Origin of the sequence: Nocardia sp. NPDC058640, from assembly GCF_042716995.1 — a bacterium.
Lineage (GTDB): Bacteria > Actinomycetota > Actinomycetes > Mycobacteriales > Mycobacteriaceae > Nocardia.
This window is the reverse complement of record NZ_JBHXRG010000019.1, coordinates 1-21,033: the sequence shown is the minus strand read 5'-3', so window position 1 is coordinate 21,033 and position 21,033 is coordinate 1. Positions and strand designations below refer to the sequence as shown.

The following is a 21,033-nucleotide window of genomic DNA, read 5'->3' as shown; positions in this document are numbered from 1 at the left end:
TCTACACGCAGTAGGTCAGCAGGAAGTCGTTGATCCGCAGGCGCCAGCCCGGTTGTAACTCGATCGGGAGGGTGCCCACGCGTGACCAACGCTCGCTGTCGGGGGCGGCGAAAAAGGTTCCCGAGGTCGCGGGGGCTTCGCGGACGAACACCTTGCCACGGTCGGGGGCGACGAAGGCATGGACCCGCGAGACCAGACGATCACGTTCGATCAGTATCGGCGTCGCCGCGGAGGCGCGCACCGATTCTTCGCCCGACGGGTTGCGGCCCAGCACATACGACCGGTCCAGCGGGTAGCTCATCCCGTCTTCGGTGACCAGGGCGCCGCGCGAACTCGCACCACCTTTGCTCAACGCGACCGGTTCGGCCCGTTTGGCGGCGTTCAATGCCTGCGACCAGGCGCGCGGGGCGTTGGCGGCGGGGGAGTTGCGGGGGCCGGTGCTGACGGTGACGCCGTCGGAGTTGACGGGATCGCCGGTGTTCGCGCTTGCCGGTTCACCGTCGGGTTGGGGCGCCTCGGCGGGGAAGCCCTGGGTGGGCGGCAGTGCGTCGCCGGGGTCGGTGGAACGGGTGGGTGGGCGCACGGCCTGGAAACCGGTGGCCTCGGTGGGTGCGGGTTCGTCGATGGACTCAACGCGGCGCGGCGGCGGATTGCGCCGGCGGCCCAGATTCAGCACGAAACCGTTGCCGGTGACGATGCCCGCGCGCAGGTCGGTGCGCGGGTTGGCGCTGGTGGGGTCGGCCATCTCCGCGCCGACCGCGATCCGACGCACCGGTTCGCGGATGATCTCGTCGACCCAGGTGAAGGCCCGGTCACCGGCCAGGCGACGGTTGCCCTCCGCGCCGGAGATCTCCGCGATCACCGCGCCGCGCAACAGGATCAACATGCCGTCGGCGGTGGGGGCGAGCACGCCGAAAGGTGGTGGGGCGGAAGCGCCGCCGAAGACCACGCCCGCCAACCGCTGCGCCAGGGCCGCACCCGGCGCGGAGGCCGCGGTGTTGTTGGCGACGGTTTCGACCGCGCCGAGCAGGCGGTCGGTCGAGGGCGTCTCACCGGCCAGATAGACCACGACATCGCCGAAACGGGCGACGATCCCGGTCCCCGGCACGATGGCCACGGTGGACGAATGCGCGTGCATCAACGCCTCCTTCTCGGACTGGCCTGCTCCCCGCTGTGGCCGCCCCGCTGCGCGGTAGACCGCGACCGAGGTCTGTGTCGCCAGCATAGAGGGCGCGGCGCCCTCGGATAAGGCTCGAAGCACAATTTCGAACAGTGTTCGTGCCAAACGGTGTTCGTGCGCCGCGTAAGATCGGCACATGAATGCCGCACCCGTGAGTCGCCGGGCACGACCGGCGAAACCACCCCTGAGCCGCGAACTCGTCATCGAGACCGGCCTGCGCATCCTCGACACCGACGGCTGTGCCGCGCTGACCATGCGCCGCGTTGCCCAGGAACTCGATACCGGGGCCGCGTCGCTGTATGTGTACGTGGCGCATCGCGACGACCTGATGACCGCGATGCTCGACCACGTGTTGGCGCAGATCCCGGTGCCCACTTCAGGGGACTGGCGGGGGCGGCTGACCGCGCTGGTCGACGCGGCGATCGAGGCGTTGGGGCGGCATGACGGGCTGGCGCTGGTGGGGTTCGGGCGGACCCCGACTACCGATCACGCCCGTGCGCTGGTCGAGCGGTTGGTTGTGCTGTTGCGTGAAGGGGGACTGGATGGTGAGACGGCGGGGTGGGCTGTGCGGCTGATCCAACGGCATATCGCCGCGGAGGCTGTGGAGCGGGTGGCGCTCGGGGCGTCGCAGGACTCACTCGATCGTGCACGGTGGGCGCTGAATGCTCTGCTCAACGGGATTCTCGCCACCCCGCGCGGAGATGGTCGCGTGCGCACGCAGCGGCCTGCAGTGACCGGCGGGCCGGTGCGACCGGCGCGCGAGGACGAGATCGGGGCGTTGCAGGAGATCGAGGTGCGGGCGGGAGCGCCGTTCGCGCAGGTGGGGATGATCGCGGTGGCCGAGGACGAGCCGCCGTCGCGAGAGATGTTGCGCGCCTTCGTCATCGAGGGTCGGGCGTGGGTGTGGCCCGATGAGCACGATCGGCCGATCGGGTATCTGGTGTTGGACTTCGTCGACGGTGTGCCGCACATCGAACAGGTCTCGGTGGACCCGGCGTACGCGGGTGCGCGGATCGGGAAGCGGTTGATCGACTACGCGGTGCGGTGGTCGAAAGACCGTGGGCTGCACCAGATCACGCTGACCACGTTCACGCAGGTGCCCTGGAACGGGCCGTACTACGAACGCCTGGGGTTCGCCTATATCGCCGCTGCCGACGAACCGCCGGGCCTGCGCGCGATCCGGGCCACCGAACTGGCCCACGGGCTGGACGAATGGCCCCGCGCGTCCATGCGCGCGGAGCTCGCCTCCTGGGTATTCGACTGAACCGGCAGTCAGGTGGTGAGGGTGGTGTGGCGGGCGAAGGCGGCTTCGGCGGCGGGGGTTGCCGCTGCTCGGTCGGCGGGGACCAGGCCGATTCGGGTGCGGCGGTCCAGCAGGTCGTCGACGGTCATGGCACCTTCGTGGGTGATGGCGAAGTCGAATTCGGCTGCGGTGACGTCGATTCCGGGGGCTACCGGTTCGGCCAGGGCGGGGTCGGACAGCCAGGCGGAGACGATCTGGGTGGCCTCGGTGCCGTAGCGCTCGATCAGGACCGGCGGGGCGTCGATGCGGTCGCGGGCGGCGCCGGTGACCGCGCCGACCAGGGGGAGGGTCTTGGTGCGGCAGGGGGCGGCGGTGAGTCCTGCGTGGGCGATGGCGGCGTCGACGGCGTCTTCGGCCATCTTGCGGTAGGTGGTGAGTTTGCCGCCGACCACGGTGATCAGGTCGTCGGGCGCGATCATGACCGCGTGTTCGCGCGAGATGTCGGCGGTGCTGTCGCCGTCGGTTTTGAGCAGGGGGCGCAGGCCGGCGAACTGGCCGCGAATGTCTTTGCGGGTCAACGGTTCCCGCAAGACCGTGTTGATTGTTTCGAGCAGGAAGTCGATCTCGGATTCGGTGGGCTGTGGCTCGTCCGGGATCGGGCCGGGGGCGGCCTCGTCGGTGAGTCCGACGTAGACGCGGCCGTGCGCGGCGGGTAGCGCGAACACGAATCGGCTGATGCTGCCGGGCACCGGCACGGTCAGCGCGGCCGTGAGGCCCCCGAACGCGGCGGCATCGAAGACCAGGTGGGTGCCGCGGCTGGGGCGCAGTTCGATGCTGTCGTCGATCTCGTCGGCCCACACGCCGCATGCGTTCACGACCGCGCGGGCGGTGACCTCCAGGTGTTCGCCGGAGATGCTGTCCCGCAGCAGCACATAATCGCCGCGTGCCGTCCAGGCTGCCATGCGGGTGAGCACGGTCGCGCCGAGGTCCGCCGCGGTGCGGGCCAGCGCGACAACCAGTCGCGCGTCGTCGACGAGCTGCCCGTCCCAGGCCTGCAGCCCGCCGCGCAGTCCTTCCCGCCGCACCGTGGGCGCCAACCGCAGCACCTCGGCCTCGGTCACCCGACGCGAACGCGGCAGGGTATCGGCGGAAGTGCGTGCGCTGATCCGCAAGGCATCACCGGCCGCGAAACCCGCGCGGATGAGCGAACTCTGGGCTGTCTTGATCCCCGGCAGCAACGGCACCAGCTGGGGCATCGGGCGCACCAGATGCGGTGCGGTGGTGCGCAACAGGATCCCGCGCTCGACCGCGCTCTCGTGCGCGATGCCCACCCGACCGCCCGCCAGATACCGCAGCCCGCCGTGCACCAGCTTCGAACTCCACCGGCTGGTGCCGTGCGCGAAGTCGTTGCGCTCCACCAGAACTGTGCGCAGGCCACGCGCGGCGGCGTCGAGAGCCACGCCGGTGCCGGTCACGCCGCCGCCGATCACCACCAGGTCGACCTCGGGATTGGCGTGCAGTGCGGCCAGTTCGGCGGTGCGGCGTGCGGCATTGAGTTCAGCGGTCATCACAGTCCTTCTCGGGTAGCGGGAGCAGGTAACCCTCGATAGCCCTTGCCAATTCGGCGTCGAACTCCGCACCGGCCAGTAGTTCCGCGACCGTGCCCGCCGATTGCACCGCCGACTGAGCGATCAACAGCAGCATGGTGCCCATGTGCTCGGGATCGCCCGCCCGAATCGACCCATCTGTGTGGCCTAGCCGGATCACGGTGGCGAACAGCTCGATCAGCGTGCGCTGGTTGCGACCCAGTCGACCGAACACATAGGTGAGCATCAAATCGGTGTCGGTGCGGAAGATCTTGGCGAACACCGCATTCGACCGAATCGCCGCCGCGCCGTCCACGATCCCGCGCACCAGCCGAATCCGACCTAGGCCGGTGTCGGGCATGGTCTCGGCCATGATCGTGCGCAGTTCCCGCACCAGCAATTCCGCGATCAGCGAGCCGGTGTCGGGCCAGCGGCGATACACCGTCGGCCTGCTGACGCCCGCTCGACGCGCCACCTCGGTGAGCGTGGTGCGACGAACTCCGAAATCTACGACGCAGGCCCGCGTGGCATCGAGAATCGCCACGTCTGTTGGCGAAAGCTGGTCAGCGTGGGTAGCGAGGTCGATCATCGTGCTTCACCGCCGGTGTGTTCGGTGGCGCCGGGTGGTGGCGCCGTGGTCGAGCTGGAACGCCCCAGGGTATCGAGCGGACCAGGCAGGTTGCGGTTGGGAAAGTGCGGCAGTGACATCCGACAGCGGTGCCGATGCCGACTCGAGGACATATCGCGTGGTTACTGCTTGACATCTTATGTCATTATGTAACGCATGGTCGAGATGCAACACGAACAATCCGGGTCTGCCACGGTGGCGCCGAGCATGGTGTGGGACGCGTGGGGCGTCGCCGCCGGTCACCAGCCGCTGTCGGCGCAGATCCGTGGTCTGCTCGGACAGGTTTTCGGGATCTCGGGTGACCCGGTCGCGCGTCGTGACGAGGGTGACGTGCCCCTCGTTCCGTCGACGCTTACCTTGACTGATAAGTCCGGCCTGGCCGCGATCGTGGGTGACGAACATCTCACCACCGCCGACATCGCTCGACTCCGCCACGCAGGCGGCAAGAGCACCATGGACCTGCTGCGCCGCCGCGACACACAGCCGCAGCGCGCCCCCGACGCCGTCGTGTACCCCGCCGACCACGCGCAGGTCATCTCGCTGCTGCGGTACTGCGCCGAGCACGCCATCGCGGTGGTCCCGTTCGGCGGCGGCACCAGTGTGGTCGGCGGCGTCGACCCGGTGCGCGGGCGGTTCGACACGGTGATCGCGGTGGATCTGCGCAGGCTCGACACCCTCACGCAGGTCGATCCGGCCAGCGGCACCGCCACGCTGGGCGCCGGACTCACCGGCCCGCAGGCCGAGCAACTGCTGGGCGCGCACGGGCTGTCGCTGGGACATTTCCCGCAGAGTTTCGAATTCGCCAGCATCGGCGGGTTCGCCGCGACCCGGTCGTCGGGTCAGGCGTCGGCGGGCTACGGCCGGTTCGACGACATGGTCCAGGCGTTGGTGGTGGCCACCCCGCAGGGCACCCTCGACCTGGGCCGCGCGCCCGCGTCGGCGGCGGGGCCGGATCTGCGCGAGCTGTTCGTCGGGTCGGAGGGTGCGCTGGGCATCATCACCTCGGTGACCGTGCGCGTGCATCCGGTGCCGGAAACCATTGCCTACCAAGGTTGGTCGTTCCCCGACTTCGCCACCGGCGCGGCGGCGCTGCGCAGTGTCGTGCAGGCGGGGGCCGCGCCGACGGTGCTGCGACTGTCCGACGAAGCGGAGACGGGACTGAACCTGGCTCGCACCGCCGACGTCGGCCGCGACCCGGTGTCGGGCTGCCTCGCCATCACCACGTTCGAAGGAAGCGCGGCGCACGTGGCCGCCCGGTCGGCCGAGGCGAGCGCGTTGCTCGCGGCCGCGGGTGGCACCGCGCTGGGCGAGGCGCCCGCGCAACAGTGGGAGCACGGCCGGTTCGCCGCGCCGTACCTGCGCGACGCGCTGCTGGATGTCGGCGTGCTGTGCGAAACCCTCGAAACCGCCACCAGCTGGGCCAATCTGGCCAATCTCAAGATCAAGGTCACCGGTGCGCTGATGGACGCGCTCGGTGCGCAGGGCACACCTGCCCTGGTCATGTGCCATATTTCGCACACCTATCCCACCGGTGCCTCGCTGTACTTCACCGTGGTGGCCAAGCAGCTCGACGACCCGATCGCCCAGTGGCAGATCGCCAAGTCCGCGGCGGGCGACGCGATCATCGCCGCGGGCGGCACCATCACCCACCACCACGCCGTCGGCGCGGACCACCGGCCGTGGATGGGCGCGGAGATCGGTGAGCTGGGCGTTCGAGTGTTGCGTGCGGTGAAGCGCGAACTCGACCCCACCGGGGTGCTCAATCCTGGGAAGCTGGTGCCGTGAGCGAACATTCGGTGCGGCGGGTCCTGATAGTCACCAACCCGCATTCGGGCTCGGGACGCGGCGACGGTGTCACGGAAGCGGTGCTGGCGGAGCTGTCCGCCCAGGGCGTGGACGTGACACAGGTGCGCGCGCCGAGTGCGGATTCGTCTGTCGCGCAGGTCAGAACGACGCTCGCGGGACCCGACCGGCCCGACGCGGTGATCTGCGTGGGCGGCGACGGACTGATGAACGTCCTGCTGGCCGCGGTCGCACACAGCGGGGTGCCGCTGGGGCTGGTGCCCGCCGGCACCGGAAACGACCTGGCACGCGAACTCGGCATTCCCACCGACGACCCGCGCGCAGCCGTGCGGATCCTGCTCGGCGGTCGCGTCCGCACGCTGGATCTGGGCCGGATCGAGTCACCCGACGCCACCCCCACCTGGTTCGCGACCGTGGTCGGCACCGGCTTCGACGCGCGAGTCACGTTGCGCGCCAACGGCATGCGATACCCGCGCGGACCACTGCGCTACACCGTGGCGGCGGTGGCGGAACTGCTGCGCGGCTACACCCTGCCGTTCCGCATCGAGATGTCCGGGCTGGCACCGGGCGCCCTGGACAACCCACCCGACCAACACGTGGTGATCATGACCGACGCGGTGATGGCGCCGATCGGCAACACCCGCACCTACGGCGGCGGGATGCTGGTGTGCCCGGAAGCCGAGGCGGACGACGGGTATCTCGACATCACCGTGGTCGGCGCGGTGTCGCGCTGGGAGATGGGTCGGTTGCTGCCGGCACTGTCGGCGGGCAAGCGCATCGACCATCCCGCGACGAAGCGGTACCGGGCGCGACGGATCACGGTCAGCGCGCCGGGCGGGTATGCCACCGCTGACGGCGAGCCGGCGGGAATGTTGCCGGTGACCGTGCAGGCGATGCCGGGGGCGTTGGCTGTGCTGGTGCCCTGACCTCAGGCCAACGTGTAGGCGAGGCCGGGGGCGTTGGCTGTGTTGGTGCCCTGAACTCAGGCCAAGGTGACCGATGCCGGGCGCTTGGCTTGTGTTGGTGCCTTGAGCTCAGGCCGCGTCGAACCCGATGCGTGACACCGCGGCCAACGTCGGCCGGTCGATGATCACCACCGACGTCGCCGACAGCGGCGCGGTCTCGGGTTCGAGCGTGTCGAGTTCGCGCATCATCTCCGCCCAGCGACGGCAGTGTGCGGTGAAGGCGACACTGTTGACCCTGCGCCCTCGGCTGATCTGACCGTGCCTGGCCTGCATCGCGGGCACGTCGATGAGCACCATGTGCAACTCGCGCCGACCCTGTGCGGCCCAGCGCACGATCAGGCGGCGACTCCACCGGAACGTCGCGCAGTCGTGGATGGCCACCGGGCCGTTGTCCGCGAGCAGTGCGTCGCGGATCGCGCGGTAGTGCGCCAAATGCACCAGCGGTCGCCACAGCGAATAGGGCGCCCACCCCAGACGATGGCGCAACCGGTTGCGCGTGTGGTTGGAATCCAGGACCAGCGCGCCCGACTCGGACCGCACCGACTGCTCGGCATCAGGGCCCGCACCGAACAGCCGGTGTAGCGCGGTGGACTTGCCCGCGCCGGGCACACCGGCGAACACCAACACCGTGGTCGATGGGTAGCGCAGTTCGTCGACCTCGCCCGCGCGTAGGTCCACCAGGGCGGCCGGGGTGATGATTCGGGGTGCCGATCGGTGGGTGGGGGCCGAGGCGGAATCGAGCGGGGGCGTCACCCTCTCCAGGATCCGGTAAAGCGGACAAAACGGCAATCAGGGATTTCCCTGATAGGCCGCTGCGGGTCCGGGGGAGTGCTTGGCGCGCAAGGGTTTCCGCGTGTCGCCGTGGCGCGTCATAGGCCTTGCTGACCTGCGCGGGGTCGAATCTGAGAATTCCATATGGATTCTTCGAGGTGGGCGCGATCGCCGGTAGGATCACAGGTGTAGACGGAGTCTTCGGTGTCCCTCATCCACCGAAGATTCCGTCTTTTTTTGTGCGCGGGTAGGCGGGGAAAAAGGTGTCGCCGCCTCCCCTTAGGATTGGGACGTGACCGCCACAGCCCCGGAGAACTCGCGTAATCGTGCCGATGCCCTGCCCAAGAGCTGGAACCCCAGCGAGGTAGAGGCCGACCTGTACGAGGGCTGGGTCAACGCGGGATACTTCACCGCCGACGCCTCCTCGGCCAAGCCGCCGTACTCGATAGTGTTGCCGCCGCCCAACGTCACCGGCACCCTGCACATGGGCCACGCCCTGGACCACACGATCATGGATCTGCTCACCCGCCGCAAGCGGATGCAGGGCTACGAGGTGCTGTGGCTGCCCGGCATGGACCACGCGGGCATTGCCACCCAGACCGTGGTGGAGAAGCAGCTGGCCGCCGACGGCAAGACCAAAGAGGACTTCGGTCGCGAGCTGTTCATCGACAAGGTGTGGGACTGGAAGCGCGAGTCCGGCGGTCAGATCCAGGGGCAGATGCGACGCCTCGGCGACGGCGTGGACTGGAGCCGCGACCGTTTCACCATGGACGACGGCCTGTCGCGCGCGGTCCAGACGATCTTCAAGCGCCTGTACGACACGGGCCTGATCTACCGCGCCGAACGACTGGTGAACTGGTCGCCGGTGCTGCAGACCGGCATCTCCGATCTCGAGGTCGACCACAAGGAGGTCGACGGCGAGCTCGTGAGCATGCGGTTCGGGTCGCTGAACGATGACGAGCCACACGTGATCGTGGCCACCACCCGCGTGGAGACGATGCTCGGTGACACCGCCGTGGCCGTGCACCCCGACGACGAGCGGTACAAGGCGCTGATCGGCACCACGCTCTACCACCCGATCACCGGCCGTCAGATCCCGATCGTGGCCGACGACTACGTCGATCCCGAATTCGGTTCCGGCGCAGTGAAGATCACGCCCGCGCACGACCCCAACGACTTCGAGCTCGGCCTGCGCCACGGCCTGCCGATGCCCACGATCATGGACAAGGCCGGCCGGATCGCCGACACCGGCACCGAATTCGACGGCATGGACCGGTTCGAAGCCCGTGTGAAGATCCGCGAGCGTCTCGAGGCCGAGGGCCGCATCGTCGGACGCAAGTTCCCCTACAAGCACCAGGTCGGTCACTCGGAGCGCTCCGGCGAGCCGATCGAACCGCGCCTGTCGATGCAGTGGTGGGTCAAGGTCGACACCCTGGCCAAGGCCGCCGGTGACGCCGTGCGCGAAGGCGACGTGAAGATCCACCCGGCCAGCCAGGAACCGCGCTGGTTCGACTGGGTCGACAACATGCACGACTGGTGCATCTCGCGTCAGCTGTGGTGGGGCCACCGCATCCCGATCTGGTACGGCCCCGAAGGCGAGATCGTGTGCCTGGGCCCCGGCGAGGAAGCGCCCGAGGGCTGGGTGCAGGACCCCGATGTGCTCGACACCTGGTTCTCCTCGGGTCTGTGGCCGTTCTCGACCATGGGCTGGCCCGACGCCACGCCTGAACTGGCGAAGTTCTATCCGACCAGCGTGCTCGTCACCGGTTACGACATCCTGTTCTTCTGGGTGGCCCGGATGATGATGTTCGGCATGTCCGTCAGCGACGATCCCGTGCTCACGGCCGGTAAGGGTGCGCAGAAACAGGTCCCGTTCGAGGACGTGTTCCTGCACGGTCTGATCCGCGATCAGCACGGCAAGAAGATGTCGAAGTCGCGCGGCAACGGCATCGACCCGCTGGACTGGATCAACTCCTACGGCGCCGACGCGCTGCGCTTCACCCTGGCCCGCGGCGCCCAGCCCGGCGGCGACCTGTCCGTCGGCGACGCGCACGCGCTGGCCTCGCGCAGCTTCGTCACCAAGCTGTTCAACGCCACCAAGTTCGCGCTGATGAACGGCGCGCGCACGGGCGACCTGCCCCCGCGCGACACCCTCACCGACGCCGACCGCTGGATCATCGACCGGCTCGACGAGGTCCGCGCCGACGTCGACACCGCGTTCGACGCCTACGAATTCGGCAAGGCCTGCGAGGCGCTGTACCACTTCGCGTGGGACGAACTGTGCGACTGGTACCTGGAGCTGTCCAAGGTCCAGTTCGCCGAATCCGACGCGCGCGCCGAGAGCACCGCGGTGGTGCTGGGCACCGTGCTCGACGCGGTGTTGCGCCTGCTGCACCCGGTGATCCCGTTCGTCACCGAAACACTGTGGAAGGCACTGACCGGCGGCGAATCGCTGGTGATCGCGGCGTGGCCGCAGGCCAGTGGCATCGCCACCGACGAACTCGCCGCCCAGCGCGTGGCCGACACCCAGCGCCTGATCACCGAGATCCGCCGGTTCCGTGGCGATCAGGGCCTGGCCGACAAGCAGAAGGTCAAGGCCACCCTGGTCGGCATCGAGGAGGCCGGACTGAGCGGTTTCGCCGACTCGGTGGCCAACCTGGCCCGCCTCACCGAACCCGGTGACGACTTCGCCACCACCGCCGAGGTGGAGGTGCGCCTGTCCGGCGGCACCGTCACCGTGCAGCTGGACACCTCCGGCGCGATCGACCTCGACGCCGAACGTCGACGCCTGGAAAAGGATCTCGCGTCGGCGCAGAAGGACCTCGACACCACCACCGCCAAACTCGGCAACGAGGCCTTCCTGGCCAAGGCGCCGCAGCCGGTCGTGGACAAGATCACCGCGCGTCGGGATGTGGCCACGGCCGAAGTCGCGCGCATCGGCGCCCGCCTGGCGGAGCTGAGCGCCAAATGAGCGACCTGGGCCCCTTCGATATCGACCCCGAGGACATCGAGCCCGACAGCGGCGACTTCGGTGGTACCGGCTACGAGGAGGCTCGTCCCGACACCGGGCCCTCACCGGTCGACCTCGCCGAAATGGCGCTGGTCGAAGCCGAACTCGACAAGCGCTGGCCCGAAACCAAGATCGAGCCCTCGCTCACCCGGATCTCCACCCTGATGGATCTGCTGGGCAACCCGCAGCACAACTACCCGGCCATCCACATCGCGGGCACCAACGGCAAGACCTCGGTGACCAGGATGATCGACGCCCTGCTCACCGCCCTGCACCGGCGCACCGGCCGGATCACCAGCCCGCACCTGCAGCTGGCGACCGAGCGGATCAGCATCGACAACGCGCCGATCACCCCGGCCGACTACGTGGCGACCTACCACGAACTCGCGCCGTACATCGGCATGGTCGACCTGCGTTCCGCGGAAACCGGCGGTCCGGCGATGAGCAAGTTCGAGGTGCTCACCGCCATGGCGTACGCGGCGTTCGCCGAAGCCCCGGTCGACGTGGCCGTGGTCGAAACCGGCATGGGCGGCACGTGGGACGCCACCAATGTGATCCAGGCGCAGGTCGCGGTGATCACCCCGATCGGCCTCGACCACACCGACTATCTGGGCCCCGACCTCGAGTCGATCGCCAAGGAGAAGGCCGGGATCATCAAGCGCGCCCCCGAAGCGCTGATCCCCACCGACACCGTCGCGGTGATCGCCGAGCAGCAGCCCGAGGTGATGGACGTGCTGTTGCGGCGCGCCGTGGCCGAGGACGCCGCCGTTGCCCGCGAGGGCGCGGAGTTCCGGGTGCTGGAACGCGCGGTCGCCGTGGGCGGACAGCTGCTGACCCTGCAGGGTCTGGGCGGCGTCTACGACGAGATCTTCCTGCCGCTGCACGGCGAACACCAGGCCCGCAACGCCTCGCTCGCACTGGCCGCGGTGGAAGCCTTCTTCGGCGCGGGCGCGGATCGTCAGCTCGATATCGAAGCGGTGCGCACCGGTTTCGCGAGCGTGGCCAGCCCCGGCCGGATGGAACGAATGCGCAACGCGCCCACCATCTTCGTCGACGCCGCGCACAATCCGGCCGGCGCGCAAGCCCTGGCCAAGACGCTGACCAGCGAGTTCGACTTCCGCAAGTTGGTCGGCGTGGTCGCGGTGCTCGCCGACAAGGACGCGGGCGGGATCCTCGACGCGCTCGAGCCGATCTTCGACGAGATCGTGGTCACCAGCAACGGTTCGCCGCGCGGCATGGACGTCGACGCGCTGGCCGACCTGGCTGTGCAGCGGTTCGGCGACGAACGCGTGATCACCGCCGAAACCCTGCCCGACGCGCTCGAGTCGGCGATCGCGCTGGCCGAGCAGGCGGGCGACGAAGGCGACGTGATCTCCGGCGCCGGCGTGATCGTCACCGGGTCGGTCGTCACCGCGGGTGCCGCGCGCGCACTGTTCGGAAAGGGACCGGCATGAGTGAGGCGCCCACAGTTCCTGACCCCTGGAAGGGTCTGCGCGGGGTGATGGCGGGGACGTTGATCCTCGAGGCGATCGTCGTGCTGCTGGCGTTGCCGGTGGTCGCCGATGTCGGCGGCGGTGTGACGTGGTTGTCGGGCACCTACCTGGTGGTGCTGTCGTTGCTGATGATCGCGGGCGCGGGTGTGCAGCGGAAGCCGTGGGCGATCCCGTTCAACCTGGGTCTGCAGGTGCTGCTGCTGGCCGGTGCGTTCATCCACCTGTCGATCGGCGTGATCGCGGTGGTGTTCATCGCGGTATGGGCGTTCATTCTGATTCTGCGCGCCGATGTCCAGCGCCGGATGGACGCAGGCTTACTCCCGAGCCAGCGAATGCGTTCGAATTCCTGACGGTTGCTGGGTACACAGGACTACTACCCAGTCAGCGAATGCGTTCGAATTCCTGAGTCCCAGTCGGCGAAAATCATCGCGTCCTGACAGCCGTCGCCCCCGGCTCGAGGGCCCGATCCGCGTGCTGACACGGCCGACGCTAGGGTTACCCCCGTGACTGAGCAGACGTTGGTACTGATCAAGCCGGACGGTGTCTCCCGTGGCCTCGTCGGCGAGATTCTCGCGCGGATCGAGCGCAAGGGCCTCACTTTCGCGGCGCTGGAACTGAAGAACGTGTCCCCCGAGCTCGCGGCCGAGCACTACGCCGAGCACGCCGAGCGGCCGTTCTTCGGCTCGCTGATCGAATTCATCACCTCCGGCCCGGTCCTCGCGGCCGTGCTGGAAGGTCCCCGCGCGATCGCGGCGTTCCGTCAGCTCGCCGGTGGCACCGACCCCGTCGAGAAGGCCGTGCCCGGTTCCATCCGCGGCGATCTGGGCCTCGAGACCCAGTTCAACCTGGTCCACGGATCCGACTCGCCCGAGTCCGCCAAGCGCGAGATCGCCCTCTGGTTCCCCGAATTCCCGGCCTGACCCTCGCAGGTTCGCACCGCGGCAGAAACAAGTAGGACACCCGGTCAGGCGGTATCGACTCCGCCCGGCCGGGTGGCCCTGGCTCACGGGATCCACCGAGGAATACTCCGGTCGTGAGCGGGGCACAGTTCGCGTGAGTTGCGCCGATGGCGATCCCCGCGCGAACGGTATGGGATACTGAACACGGATGTGTTCGACGTCGACTTGTTGCGCAGGTACGCGACGCGGCGGCGGACATGACCGGATGACACCGCGGTTGATGCCGATCATCGCTGCCACAGAATGGCCCTGTTGCTGGGGCTGTCCGCGTGGCACGCTGGATGAGCGCTCGTAAGCGCGGTGGCACGCCGTACAGCCAGGCGCCGTGTGACCGGTTGGCCCGCCAGATGATCGATCAAAGGTGCGACCGGACACGCGGGGCGAGACCAGATGACCCTCGTACCATCGGGTGCGAGGTGCACGGACGATGCCCCCGCGTCGGCCGCGTCACTCCCGTACCGGGGATGGACGCGCCCGGGGGCCCGAGGAGACTTCGTGGCCGAAAAAGAGCCGCTGGACACAACACAACAGGATGCCGATCAATTGCCGGAGCGAATTCGAGTTCATGCACTGGCCAAACGGTTGGGAGTGACCAGCAAACGCATCCTGGCCAAACTGGCCGAGCTGGGCGCCGAGGCGCGCAGTGTGCAATCCAATGTCGATCGCGCGGTCGCCGAAACGGTGCGCGACGCGATCGCCGCCGCTGACGCCGAACCGGGCGCCCCCAGCGAACCCGCAGCACCCGCGACGCGCGCCAAGAAGCAGCGCGCCGCGTCCACCCCCGTCGCCGAGCAGCCGGCCGACACTTCCGCGGCGCCCGCGTCGCTGTTCTCCGCACCGCATGTCGCGCGCACCGACGAGGTGTTCGCCGCCATGCGCGAGGACGCCCACACGGACCTGTTCACCCACCGGTCCGCCGATACCACCCCGCAGGTCGAGGCACCCGCCTTCGAAGCACCCGCTTCGGTGGGTATGCCGCTGTTCCTGCCCCCGGACGCCACCGCCGCCGAGGAGACCCGCAAGCGCCGTCGCGCGGACCGGACCCCCAAGCGCGAGGAGCCCGTCGCCGCGCCGGTCGAGGAGATCGAGGCCGAGGTCGACGTCGAGGAGTCCGCTGACGACGCCGCCGACGACAACGACCACGATGCCGACGGCCAGCCGCGCCGCCGCCGTCGTGGCCGTCGTGGCCGCGGTCGTGGTCGTGGCGAGCAGTCCGCCGACGGCGAGGACACCGAGTCCGACGACGACGACACCGACGAGGCCGAGCAGCAGGCCGAACCGGTCGCCGCCGAGGCCGAGCCGACCAGCGTCGCCGCCGAGGCCGAGGATGCCGACGACGAGGACGGAACCTCCGATGGCGCCAGCCGTCGCCGTCGCCGTCGTCGTCGCCGCAAGGTCGGTGGCGAGTCCGCCGAGACCGAGACGGTCACCGAGGACGATCCGCCCAACACCGTCGTGCACGAGCGCGAGCCCCGCAACAAGCGGCGCGAGCGGGCCACCGCGAGCAACCCCGACGAAGTGCAGGGCATCTCCGGTTCCACTCGCCTTGAGGCCAAGCGTCAGCGTCGCCGGGATGGTCGGGAAGCCGGGCGTCGTCGTCCGCCGATCCTGACCGAGTCGGAGTTCCTGGCTCGCCGCGAAGCCGTTGATCGGGTGATGGTCGTGCGCGAGAAGGCGTTCGACCCCGCCGAACACGCGCCGGGCCACCAGACCACCACCCAGGTCGCGGTGCTCGAGGACAACATCCTCGTCGAGCACTTCGTGACCAGTTCCGGTCAGGCGTCGATGGTGGGCAATGTCTACCTCGGCAAGGTCCAGAACGTGCTGCCCAGCATGGAAGCCGCGTTCATCGACATCGGCCGCGGCCGCAACGGCGTGCTCTACGCCGGTGAGGTGAACTGGGAGGCCGCCGGTCTCGGTGGTCGTGAGCGCAAGATCGAACAGGCGCTCAAGCCCGGCGACACGGTGCTGGTGCAGGTGTCCAAGGACCCCGTCGGTCACAAGGGCGCCCGCCTGACCACCCAGATCTCCCTGGCCGGTCGCTTCCTGGTGTACGTGCCCGGTGGCACGTCGACCGGGATCAGCCGCAAGCTGCCCGACACCGAGCGCAAGCGGCTCAAGGAGATCCTGCGCGACATCGTTCCCTCCGATGCCGGCGTGATCATCCGCACCGCGTCCGAGGGTGTCAGCGAGCCCGAACTGGCCCGCGACGTCGAACGGCTGCAGGCCGCCTGGCGCACCATCGAAGAGGCCGCCGCCAAGGAGACCAACGCACCCAAGGCCCTCTACGAAGAGCCCGACATGCTGGTCAAGGTCATCCGCGACCTGTTCAACGAGGACTTCGCCAAGCTGGTCATCGAAGGCGACCGCGCGTGGAGCACCGTCGAAACGTACGTGCGCACCGTCGCGCCGGACCTGCTCCCGCGGGTCAACCGGCACGAGAACAACGGCGTCGACGTGTTCGACGCCTACCGCATCGACGAACAGCTGGCCAAGGCACTGGATCGCAAGGTGTGGCTGCCCTCGGGTGGCACCCTCGTGATCGATCGCACCGAGGCCATGACCGTGGTCGACGTCAACACCGGCAAGTTCACCGGCTCGGGCTCCTCGAACCTCGAGGAGACCGTGACCAAGAACAACCTGGAAGCGGCCGAGGAGATCGTGCGCCAGATGCGGCTGCGCGATATCGGCGGCATGATCGTGGTCGACTTCATCGACATGGTCCTGGAATCCAACCGTGACCTGGTGCTGCGTCGTCTCACCGAGGCGCTGGGTCGCGACCGCACCCGCCACCAGGTGTCGGAAGTCACCTCGCTGGGTCTGGTCCAGATGACCCGTAAGAAGCTGGGTACCGGGCTGGTCGAGGCGTTCTCCACCACCTGTGAGCACTGCCACGGGCGCGGCATTCTTGTGCACTCCTACCCGGTGGATTCCGGGTCGGGTGTGGAGGAACCGCGGGCCAAGGACAGTGCGCGGCGTCGTCGCGGCAAGGATCGCGACAAGCCCGCCGTGGCCGCGGCACCCGCGACCAACGGCACCGCACCGGTCGTCGAGCACGCCGAGGAGGAGATCGCGGTCAAGCGGGCTCACCCGGTGGTGCTGGCGATGACCGGCCACCACGAGGACGAGCCGTTGGACGTCGAGGTGGTCGAGGAAGCATCTGTCGAGCCTGCCACCCGGTCGCGTTCGCGGTCGCGTTCGCGCAGGTCGGGCCGTGGATCCGCGGCCGCGCACAGCGAGCCGAGCACCGAGGGTCCGCTGACCGGGGTCATGTCCGCCGAACCCGAGGAGGAGGTGACCTCGGCACCCGTCGAGACCGTCGCCGAGGCCCCGGTCGTCGAGGCGCCGGTTGTCGAGCCCGAGGTTGTCGAGACTGCGGTTGTCGAGACTCCGCAGCCCGAACCGGCTGCCGCCGAACCCGCGGCGCGCGCACCACGTAGGCGCCGCGTAGCCCGCTCTACGGCCGCACCCGCACAGGACAGCGCGGGCGCCGTGTTCGTGCTGTCGGCCAACGATCAGCCGCCCGCAGCGGCCGTCGTGGACTTCGCCGCGGAGCCCGTGGTCGTGCCCGAACGCAAGCCGCGTCGACGCGCCGTGGGTCGCCCCGCGGGCGCGCCGGCCGACACGAAGTAGCTCGACCGTTGCCCCAATTCGGTCCTTGACCGGCCGAATTGGGGTAGTGGATACCGTTCTGGTAACCTAGGTCGGTCGCTGCCCAGTGATTGAGCGTCTGGCCGAACAGGCCGGATGCGTACCGCAGGCAGCAAACGTTCTTCCCCCGCTCTTGCGGGGATGAGCCCAGAAATACACGTCGCAGCTGCGGCGTGGACATGTGCAGCACCAATGTGAGTGGAGGAAGCCGACCGATGGCAGCGTACGCAATCGTCAAGACCGGCGGAAAGCAGTACAAGGTCGCGGTCGGTGACCTGGTGAAGGTCGAGAAGATCGAGGGTCCCGTCGGCACCGCCGTGGCGTTGACCCCGGTTCTCGTCGTCGACGGCACCGATCTGACCACCGACGCCGACAAGCTGGCCAAGATCTCCGTGGCAGCTGAGGTCATCGACCAGACCAAGGGCCCGAAGATCCGGATCCACAAGTTCAAGAACAAGACCGGCTACCACAAGCGCCAGGGTCACCGTCAGCCGCTGACGGTCATCAAGGTCACCGGCATCAAGTAAGAATTTTCCCGAGGAGACGAAGCAATGGCACATAAGAAGGGCGCATCCAGCTCCCGGAACGGCCGCGATTCGAACGCACAGCGCCTCGGCGTGAAGCGTTTCGGCGGCCAGAAGGTCAGCGCGGGCGAGATCCTGGTCCGTCAGCGCGGAACCCACTTCCACCCGGGCGTGAACGTCGGCCGTGGTGGCGACGACACCCTGTTCGCTCTCGAAGCGGGCGCGGTCGAGTTCGGCACCAAGCGTGGCCGCAAGACCATCAACATCGTCGTACCGGAGCCGGTCCAGGCCTGACCGCCTGGAGCTTTGCTCCCCACAGACACCAGAGCGGGTCAGGGTTGTTTCCCTGACCCGCTTTTTGGTGCACAAGGAGGAGAATCAATCCATGTCCAAATTCATCGACCGCGTCGTGCTGCATGTTCATGCCGGTAGAGGTGGACACGGTTGTGCCTCGGTGCATCGTGAGAAATTCAAGCCTCTCGGCGGGCCCGACGGCGGCAACGGCGGCAGTGGTGGCGACGTGATCCTCGAGGTCGACGCCAACGTGCACACCCTGCTCGACTTCCACTTCCACCCCAACGCCAAGGCCGGTAACGGCAAGCCGGGTGAGGGCAGCAACCGGGAGGGCAAGAACGGCGCCGATCTGGTGCTGCAGGTCCCCGACGGCACGGTCGTCGTCGATGACGACGGCAAGGTGGTCTGCGACCTCGTCGGCGCGGGCAACCGGTTCATCATCGCCCGTGGCGGCCGCGGAGGCCTGGGCAACGCGTCGCTGGCGTCCAAGGCCCGCAAGGCGCCCGGTTTCGCGCTGCTCGGCGAAGAGGGCGACGAGGTCGATGTCGTGCTCGAGCTGAAGTCGGTCGCCGATGTCGGCCTGGTCGGGTTCCCGTCCGCGGGCAAGTCCTCGCTGGTCTCGGTGCTGTCCGCGGCCAAGCCGAAGATCGCCGACTACCCGTTCACCACGCTGGTCCCGAACCTGGGCGTCGTGCTGTCGGGTGACACGACCTTCACCATCGCCGACGTGCCCGGCCTGATCCCCGGCGCCAGCGAAGGCCGAGGCCTTGGCCTGGACTTCCTGCGCCACATCGAACGCTGCGCGGTGCTGGCCCACGTCGTGGACTGCGCGACCCTGGAACCCGGCCGCGACCCGGTCTCCGACGTCGACGCCCTGGAAGCCGAGCTCGCCGCCTACAAGCCTGCCTTGTCCGGTGACGCCAGCCTCGGTGACCTCGCCGACCGCCCGCGCGTGGTCATCCTGAACAAGACCGACGTGCCCGATGCGGCCGAGCTGGCTGAAATGGTGTCCGCCGAGTTCGCCGAACGTGGCTGGCCCGTGTTCGAGATCTCCGCTGTGAGCCGGGCGGGCCTGCGCCCGTTGACGTTCGCGCTGGCCGACATGGTTCGCCAGTATCGCGAGGATCACCCCAAGGCCGCGCCCAAGCGCCCCATCATCCGCCCGATCGCCACCGACGAGACCGGCTTCAGCGTCATCGCCGATCCGGAGGAGGCAGGCGGTTTCATCGTGCGCGGCACCCGCCCCGAGCGCTGGATCAAGCAGACCGACTTCAACAACGACGAGGCCGTGGGCTACCTGGCCGACCGATTGGCACGCCTGGGTGTCGAAGCCGAGCTGGTCAAGCAGGGTGCGCAGCCGGGTTGCCCGGTCACCATCGCCAACGTCACGTTCGAATGGGAGCCGATGATCTCTGCGGGTGTGGACATGCAGCCGACCGGCCGTGGCACCGACCTGCGCCTGGAGACCAACGACCGCATCGGTGCGGCCGAGCGCAAGCTCGCCTCGCAGGCACGGCGTGGTCTGCTCGACGAGAACGGCGAACGAAAAGAGTGAAAACCGGTCGCGCCCGGCGAAATTCGGTGTCGGGCGCGACCGTGGGATCGGCATACTGCGGGTTCGGTAGTACGTCGGTGATCGTGGTGCAGGGAGTGAAGCGATGCAGGTGAGTCAGGGCCGCGCGGCGATCGTGTCGGCGCGCACCGTGGTGGTGAAGATCGGTTCGTCGGCGCTGACCAGCCTCGAAGGTGGGCTGGACACCGCGCGACTGGATCTGCTCGCCGACGCGGTCGAAGCGCGGATGCGAGCGGGTTCGGATGTGGTGGTCGTGTCCTCGGGCGCGATCGGTGCCGGGCTGGCACCGCTGGGCCTGTCGAAACGGCCCAAGGACCTGGCGACCAAGCAGGCCGCGGCCAGTGTGGGGCAGCTGGCTCTCGCGCACGCCTGGGGGACCTCCTTCGCTCGTTATGACCGAACAGTCGGCCAAATCCTGCTCTCCGCAGACGATTTCGCGCGTCGAGAACATCATCGCAATGCCCAGCGGACGCTGGATCGGTTGCGTGCGCTCGGTGCGATCGCAGTGGTGAACGAGAACGACACTGTAGCTACCGAGGAGATCCGGTTCGGCGACAACGACCGGCTGGCTGCCCTGGTCGCGCATCTGGTGGGGGCCGACGCGTTGATTCTGCTGTCCGATGTGGCGGGGTTGTACGACGGTGACCCGCGTAAAGGTGCCGCCAACTTCATTCCCGAGGTGCGCAGCAGCGCTGACCTCGACGGTGTGATCGCCGGTAGCGGTGGGGCGCTGGGTACCGGGGGAATGGCATCGAAACTATCCGCTGCGCGGCTGGCCGCCGATGCGGGGATTCCGGTGCTGTTGGCCTCGGCCGGTGACGCTTCGTCCGCGCTGACCGACGGTGCTGTGGGGACTGCGTTCGCTGCTCGCGCAGTTCGGTTGTCTGGCCGCAAGTTCTGGGTGCGACATGCTGCTGATCCGCGGGGGGCGGTGCTGTTGGATGCCGGTGCCGTGGACGCGGTGGCTGGGCGGCATTCGCTGTTGGCTGCGGGGATCACGGGGATTCGGGGGCGGTTCTTCGGGGGGGATGTGGTGGATTTGGTGAGTCCTGAGGGTGTTGTTGTTGCTCGGGGGGTTGTCGAGTACGACAGTGCTGAGGTTGCTGCGATGATCGGGCGGTCTACTGCGGATTTGCCGGAGACTATGCAGCGTCCGGTGATTCATGCGGATGATCTGGTGAAGGTTTAGAGGTTGGGGTTTGGGTGGGGCCGGGGCGGGTTGGTCTGGCAGAGCCACGGGGTTTGAGTGGTCCCGGGTTGTTTGAGGCTGTGTTTTTGGAGCGCTGGCGCGCTCGAGCGCGGCCCCTGAGGGGCCGCGAGTTAGCCACCGTTGCTTGAGGCTTCGCCTCGGAC

The 21,033-nt window shown here is 68.6% G+C and carries 16 protein-coding genes; 12 read left to right on the top strand and 4 right to left on the bottom strand.

Annotated elements, in window-relative coordinates:
- Position 1: 1 nt before the first annotated feature.
- The gene (locus tag ACFWU5_RS19795; RefSeq protein ID WP_379268177.1) at positions 2–1,225 is read right to left on the bottom strand and encodes an FHA domain-containing protein; all 1,224 of its coding nucleotides are present in this window, start codon (positions 1,223–1,225) and stop codon (positions 2–4) included.
- A 91-nt stretch (positions 1,226–1,316) separates the two neighbouring features.
- Here ACFWU5_RS19795 and ACFWU5_RS19790 point away from each other — a divergent pair, with 91 nt between their 5' ends.
- Positions 1,317–2,444 carry a GNAT family N-acetyltransferase gene (locus ACFWU5_RS19790; protein ID WP_379268176.1) on the top strand — a complete coding sequence of 376 codons (1,128 nt, stop codon included), beginning with the start codon at positions 1,317–1,319 and terminating at the stop codon, positions 2,442–2,444.
- A gap of 8 nt (positions 2,445–2,452) precedes the next feature.
- Here the strand turns inward: ACFWU5_RS19790 and ACFWU5_RS19785 are convergent, their stop codons facing one another.
- Positions 2,453–3,991, bottom strand: coding sequence for a glycerol-3-phosphate dehydrogenase/oxidase (locus ACFWU5_RS19785; protein WP_379268175.1), 1,539 nt, complete (start codon positions 3,989–3,991; stop codon positions 2,453–2,455).
- Positions 3,981–4,598 (bottom strand): TetR/AcrR family transcriptional regulator, encoded by a 618-nt coding sequence (locus ACFWU5_RS19780; protein WP_379268174.1) that lies wholly within the window; start codon positions 4,596–4,598, stop codon positions 3,981–3,983. The genes ACFWU5_RS19785 and ACFWU5_RS19780 overlap by 11 nt, the downstream gene beginning before the upstream one ends.
- 246 nt (positions 4,599–4,844) lie before the next feature.
- Here ACFWU5_RS19780 and ACFWU5_RS19775 point away from each other — a divergent pair, with 246 nt between their 5' ends.
- Both ACFWU5_RS19775 and ACFWU5_RS19770 read left to right on the top strand, forming a co-directional pair.
- Positions 4,845–6,422 (top strand): FAD-binding oxidoreductase, encoded by a 1,578-nt coding sequence (locus ACFWU5_RS19775; RefSeq protein ID WP_379245138.1) that lies wholly within the window; start codon positions 4,845–4,847, stop codon positions 6,420–6,422.
- On the top strand, positions 6,419–7,366 hold the full coding sequence (locus ACFWU5_RS19770) for a diacylglycerol kinase family protein (RefSeq protein WP_379268173.1): 948 nt from the start codon (positions 6,419–6,421) through the stop codon (positions 7,364–7,366). The genes ACFWU5_RS19775 and ACFWU5_RS19770 overlap by 4 nt, the downstream gene beginning before the upstream one ends.
- A gap of 108 nt (positions 7,367–7,474) precedes the next feature.
- Here the strand turns inward: ACFWU5_RS19770 and ACFWU5_RS19765 are convergent, their stop codons facing one another.
- Complete coding sequence (locus ACFWU5_RS19765; protein WP_379268172.1) at positions 7,475–8,158, bottom strand: AAA family ATPase; 684 nt, start codon at positions 8,156–8,158, stop codon at positions 7,475–7,477.
- Between the two features lie 310 nt (positions 8,159–8,468).
- Between ACFWU5_RS19765 and ACFWU5_RS19760 the strand changes: the two genes are divergently transcribed.
- The 9 genes from ACFWU5_RS19760 to proB all read left to right on the top strand — a co-directional run bounded on the left by ACFWU5_RS19760 (position 8,469) and on the right by proB (position 20,869).
- On the top strand, positions 8,469–11,147 hold the full coding sequence (locus ACFWU5_RS19760; protein ID WP_379268171.1) for a valine--tRNA ligase: 2,679 nt from the start codon (positions 8,469–8,471) through the stop codon (positions 11,145–11,147).
- A 122-nt stretch (positions 11,148–11,269) separates the two neighbouring features.
- Entirely contained in the window at positions 11,270–12,640 is a 1,371-nt protein-coding gene (locus ACFWU5_RS19755) for a bifunctional folylpolyglutamate synthase/dihydrofolate synthase (RefSeq protein ID WP_379268235.1), read from the top strand.
- Positions 12,637–13,029, top strand: a complete 393-nt coding sequence (locus ACFWU5_RS19750; RefSeq protein WP_379245116.1) for a DUF4233 domain-containing protein — start codon at positions 12,637–12,639, stop codon at positions 13,027–13,029. The genes ACFWU5_RS19755 and ACFWU5_RS19750 overlap by 4 nt, the downstream gene beginning before the upstream one ends.
- 153 nt (positions 13,030–13,182) lie before the next feature.
- Positions 13,183–13,599, top strand: coding sequence for a nucleoside-diphosphate kinase (gene ndk / locus ACFWU5_RS19745; RefSeq protein WP_379245118.1), 417 nt, complete (start codon positions 13,183–13,185; stop codon positions 13,597–13,599).
- Positions 13,600–14,133: 534 nt separating this feature from the next.
- On the top strand, positions 14,134–17,271 hold the full coding sequence (locus tag ACFWU5_RS19740; protein WP_379268170.1) for a translation initiation factor IF-2 N-terminal domain-containing protein: 3,138 nt from the start codon (positions 14,134–14,136) through the stop codon (positions 17,269–17,271).
- A gap of 233 nt (positions 17,272–17,504) precedes the next feature.
- Positions 17,505–17,816 carry a 50S ribosomal protein L21 gene (gene rplU, locus ACFWU5_RS19735; RefSeq protein ID WP_194828727.1) on the top strand — a complete coding sequence of 104 codons (312 nt, stop codon included), beginning with the start codon at positions 17,505–17,507 and terminating at the stop codon, positions 17,814–17,816.
- 24 nt (positions 17,817–17,840) lie between these two features.
- Positions 17,841–18,107 carry a 50S ribosomal protein L27 gene (rpmA, locus tag ACFWU5_RS19730; protein WP_379245122.1) on the top strand — a complete coding sequence of 89 codons (267 nt, stop codon included), beginning with the start codon at positions 17,841–17,843 and terminating at the stop codon, positions 18,105–18,107.
- 91 nt (positions 18,108–18,198) lie between these two features.
- A complete protein-coding gene (gene obgE, locus ACFWU5_RS19725) occupies positions 18,199–19,662 on the top strand; it encodes a GTPase ObgE (RefSeq protein ID WP_379245124.1) in 1,464 nt (487 codons plus the stop codon).
- 103 nt (positions 19,663–19,765) lie between these two features.
- Entirely contained in the window at positions 19,766–20,869 is a 1,104-nt protein-coding gene (proB, locus tag ACFWU5_RS19720; protein ID WP_379268169.1) for a glutamate 5-kinase, read from the top strand.
- Positions 20,870–21,033: the final 164 nt, after the last annotated feature.

Excerpts from the sequence above, each read along its gene's own strand:
- ACFWU5_RS19795 (WP_379268177.1), bottom strand. The coding sequence starts at position 1,225 with ATGCTGGCGACACAGACCTCGGTCGCGGTCTACCGCGCAGCGGGGCGG.
- ACFWU5_RS19790 (WP_379268176.1), top strand. The coding sequence starts at position 1,317 with ATGAATGCCGCACCCGTGAGTCGCCGGGCACGACCGGCGAAACCACCC.
- ACFWU5_RS19785 (WP_379268175.1), bottom strand. The coding sequence starts at position 3,991 with ATGACCGCTGAACTCAATGCCGCACGCCGCACCGCCGAACTGGCCGCA.
- ACFWU5_RS19780 (WP_379268174.1), bottom strand. The coding sequence starts at position 4,598 with ATGATCGACCTCGCTACCCACGCTGACCAGCTTTCGCCAACAGACGTG.
- ACFWU5_RS19775 (WP_379245138.1), top strand. The coding sequence starts at position 4,845 with ATGGTGTGGGACGCGTGGGGCGTCGCCGCCGGTCACCAGCCGCTGTCG.
- ACFWU5_RS19755 (WP_379268235.1), top strand. The coding sequence starts at position 11,270 with ATGGCGCTGGTCGAAGCCGAACTCGACAAGCGCTGGCCCGAAACCAAG.
- ACFWU5_RS19750 (WP_379245116.1), top strand. The coding sequence starts at position 12,637 with ATGAGTGAGGCGCCCACAGTTCCTGACCCCTGGAAGGGTCTGCGCGGG.
- rplU (WP_194828727.1), top strand. The coding sequence starts at position 17,505 with ATGGCAGCGTACGCAATCGTCAAGACCGGCGGAAAGCAGTACAAGGTC.
- rpmA (WP_379245122.1), top strand. The coding sequence starts at position 17,841 with ATGGCACATAAGAAGGGCGCATCCAGCTCCCGGAACGGCCGCGATTCG.
- obgE (WP_379245124.1), top strand. The coding sequence starts at position 18,199 with ATGTCCAAATTCATCGACCGCGTCGTGCTGCATGTTCATGCCGGTAGA.
- proB (WP_379268169.1), top strand. The coding sequence starts at position 19,766 with ATGCAGGTGAGTCAGGGCCGCGCGGCGATCGTGTCGGCGCGCACCGTG.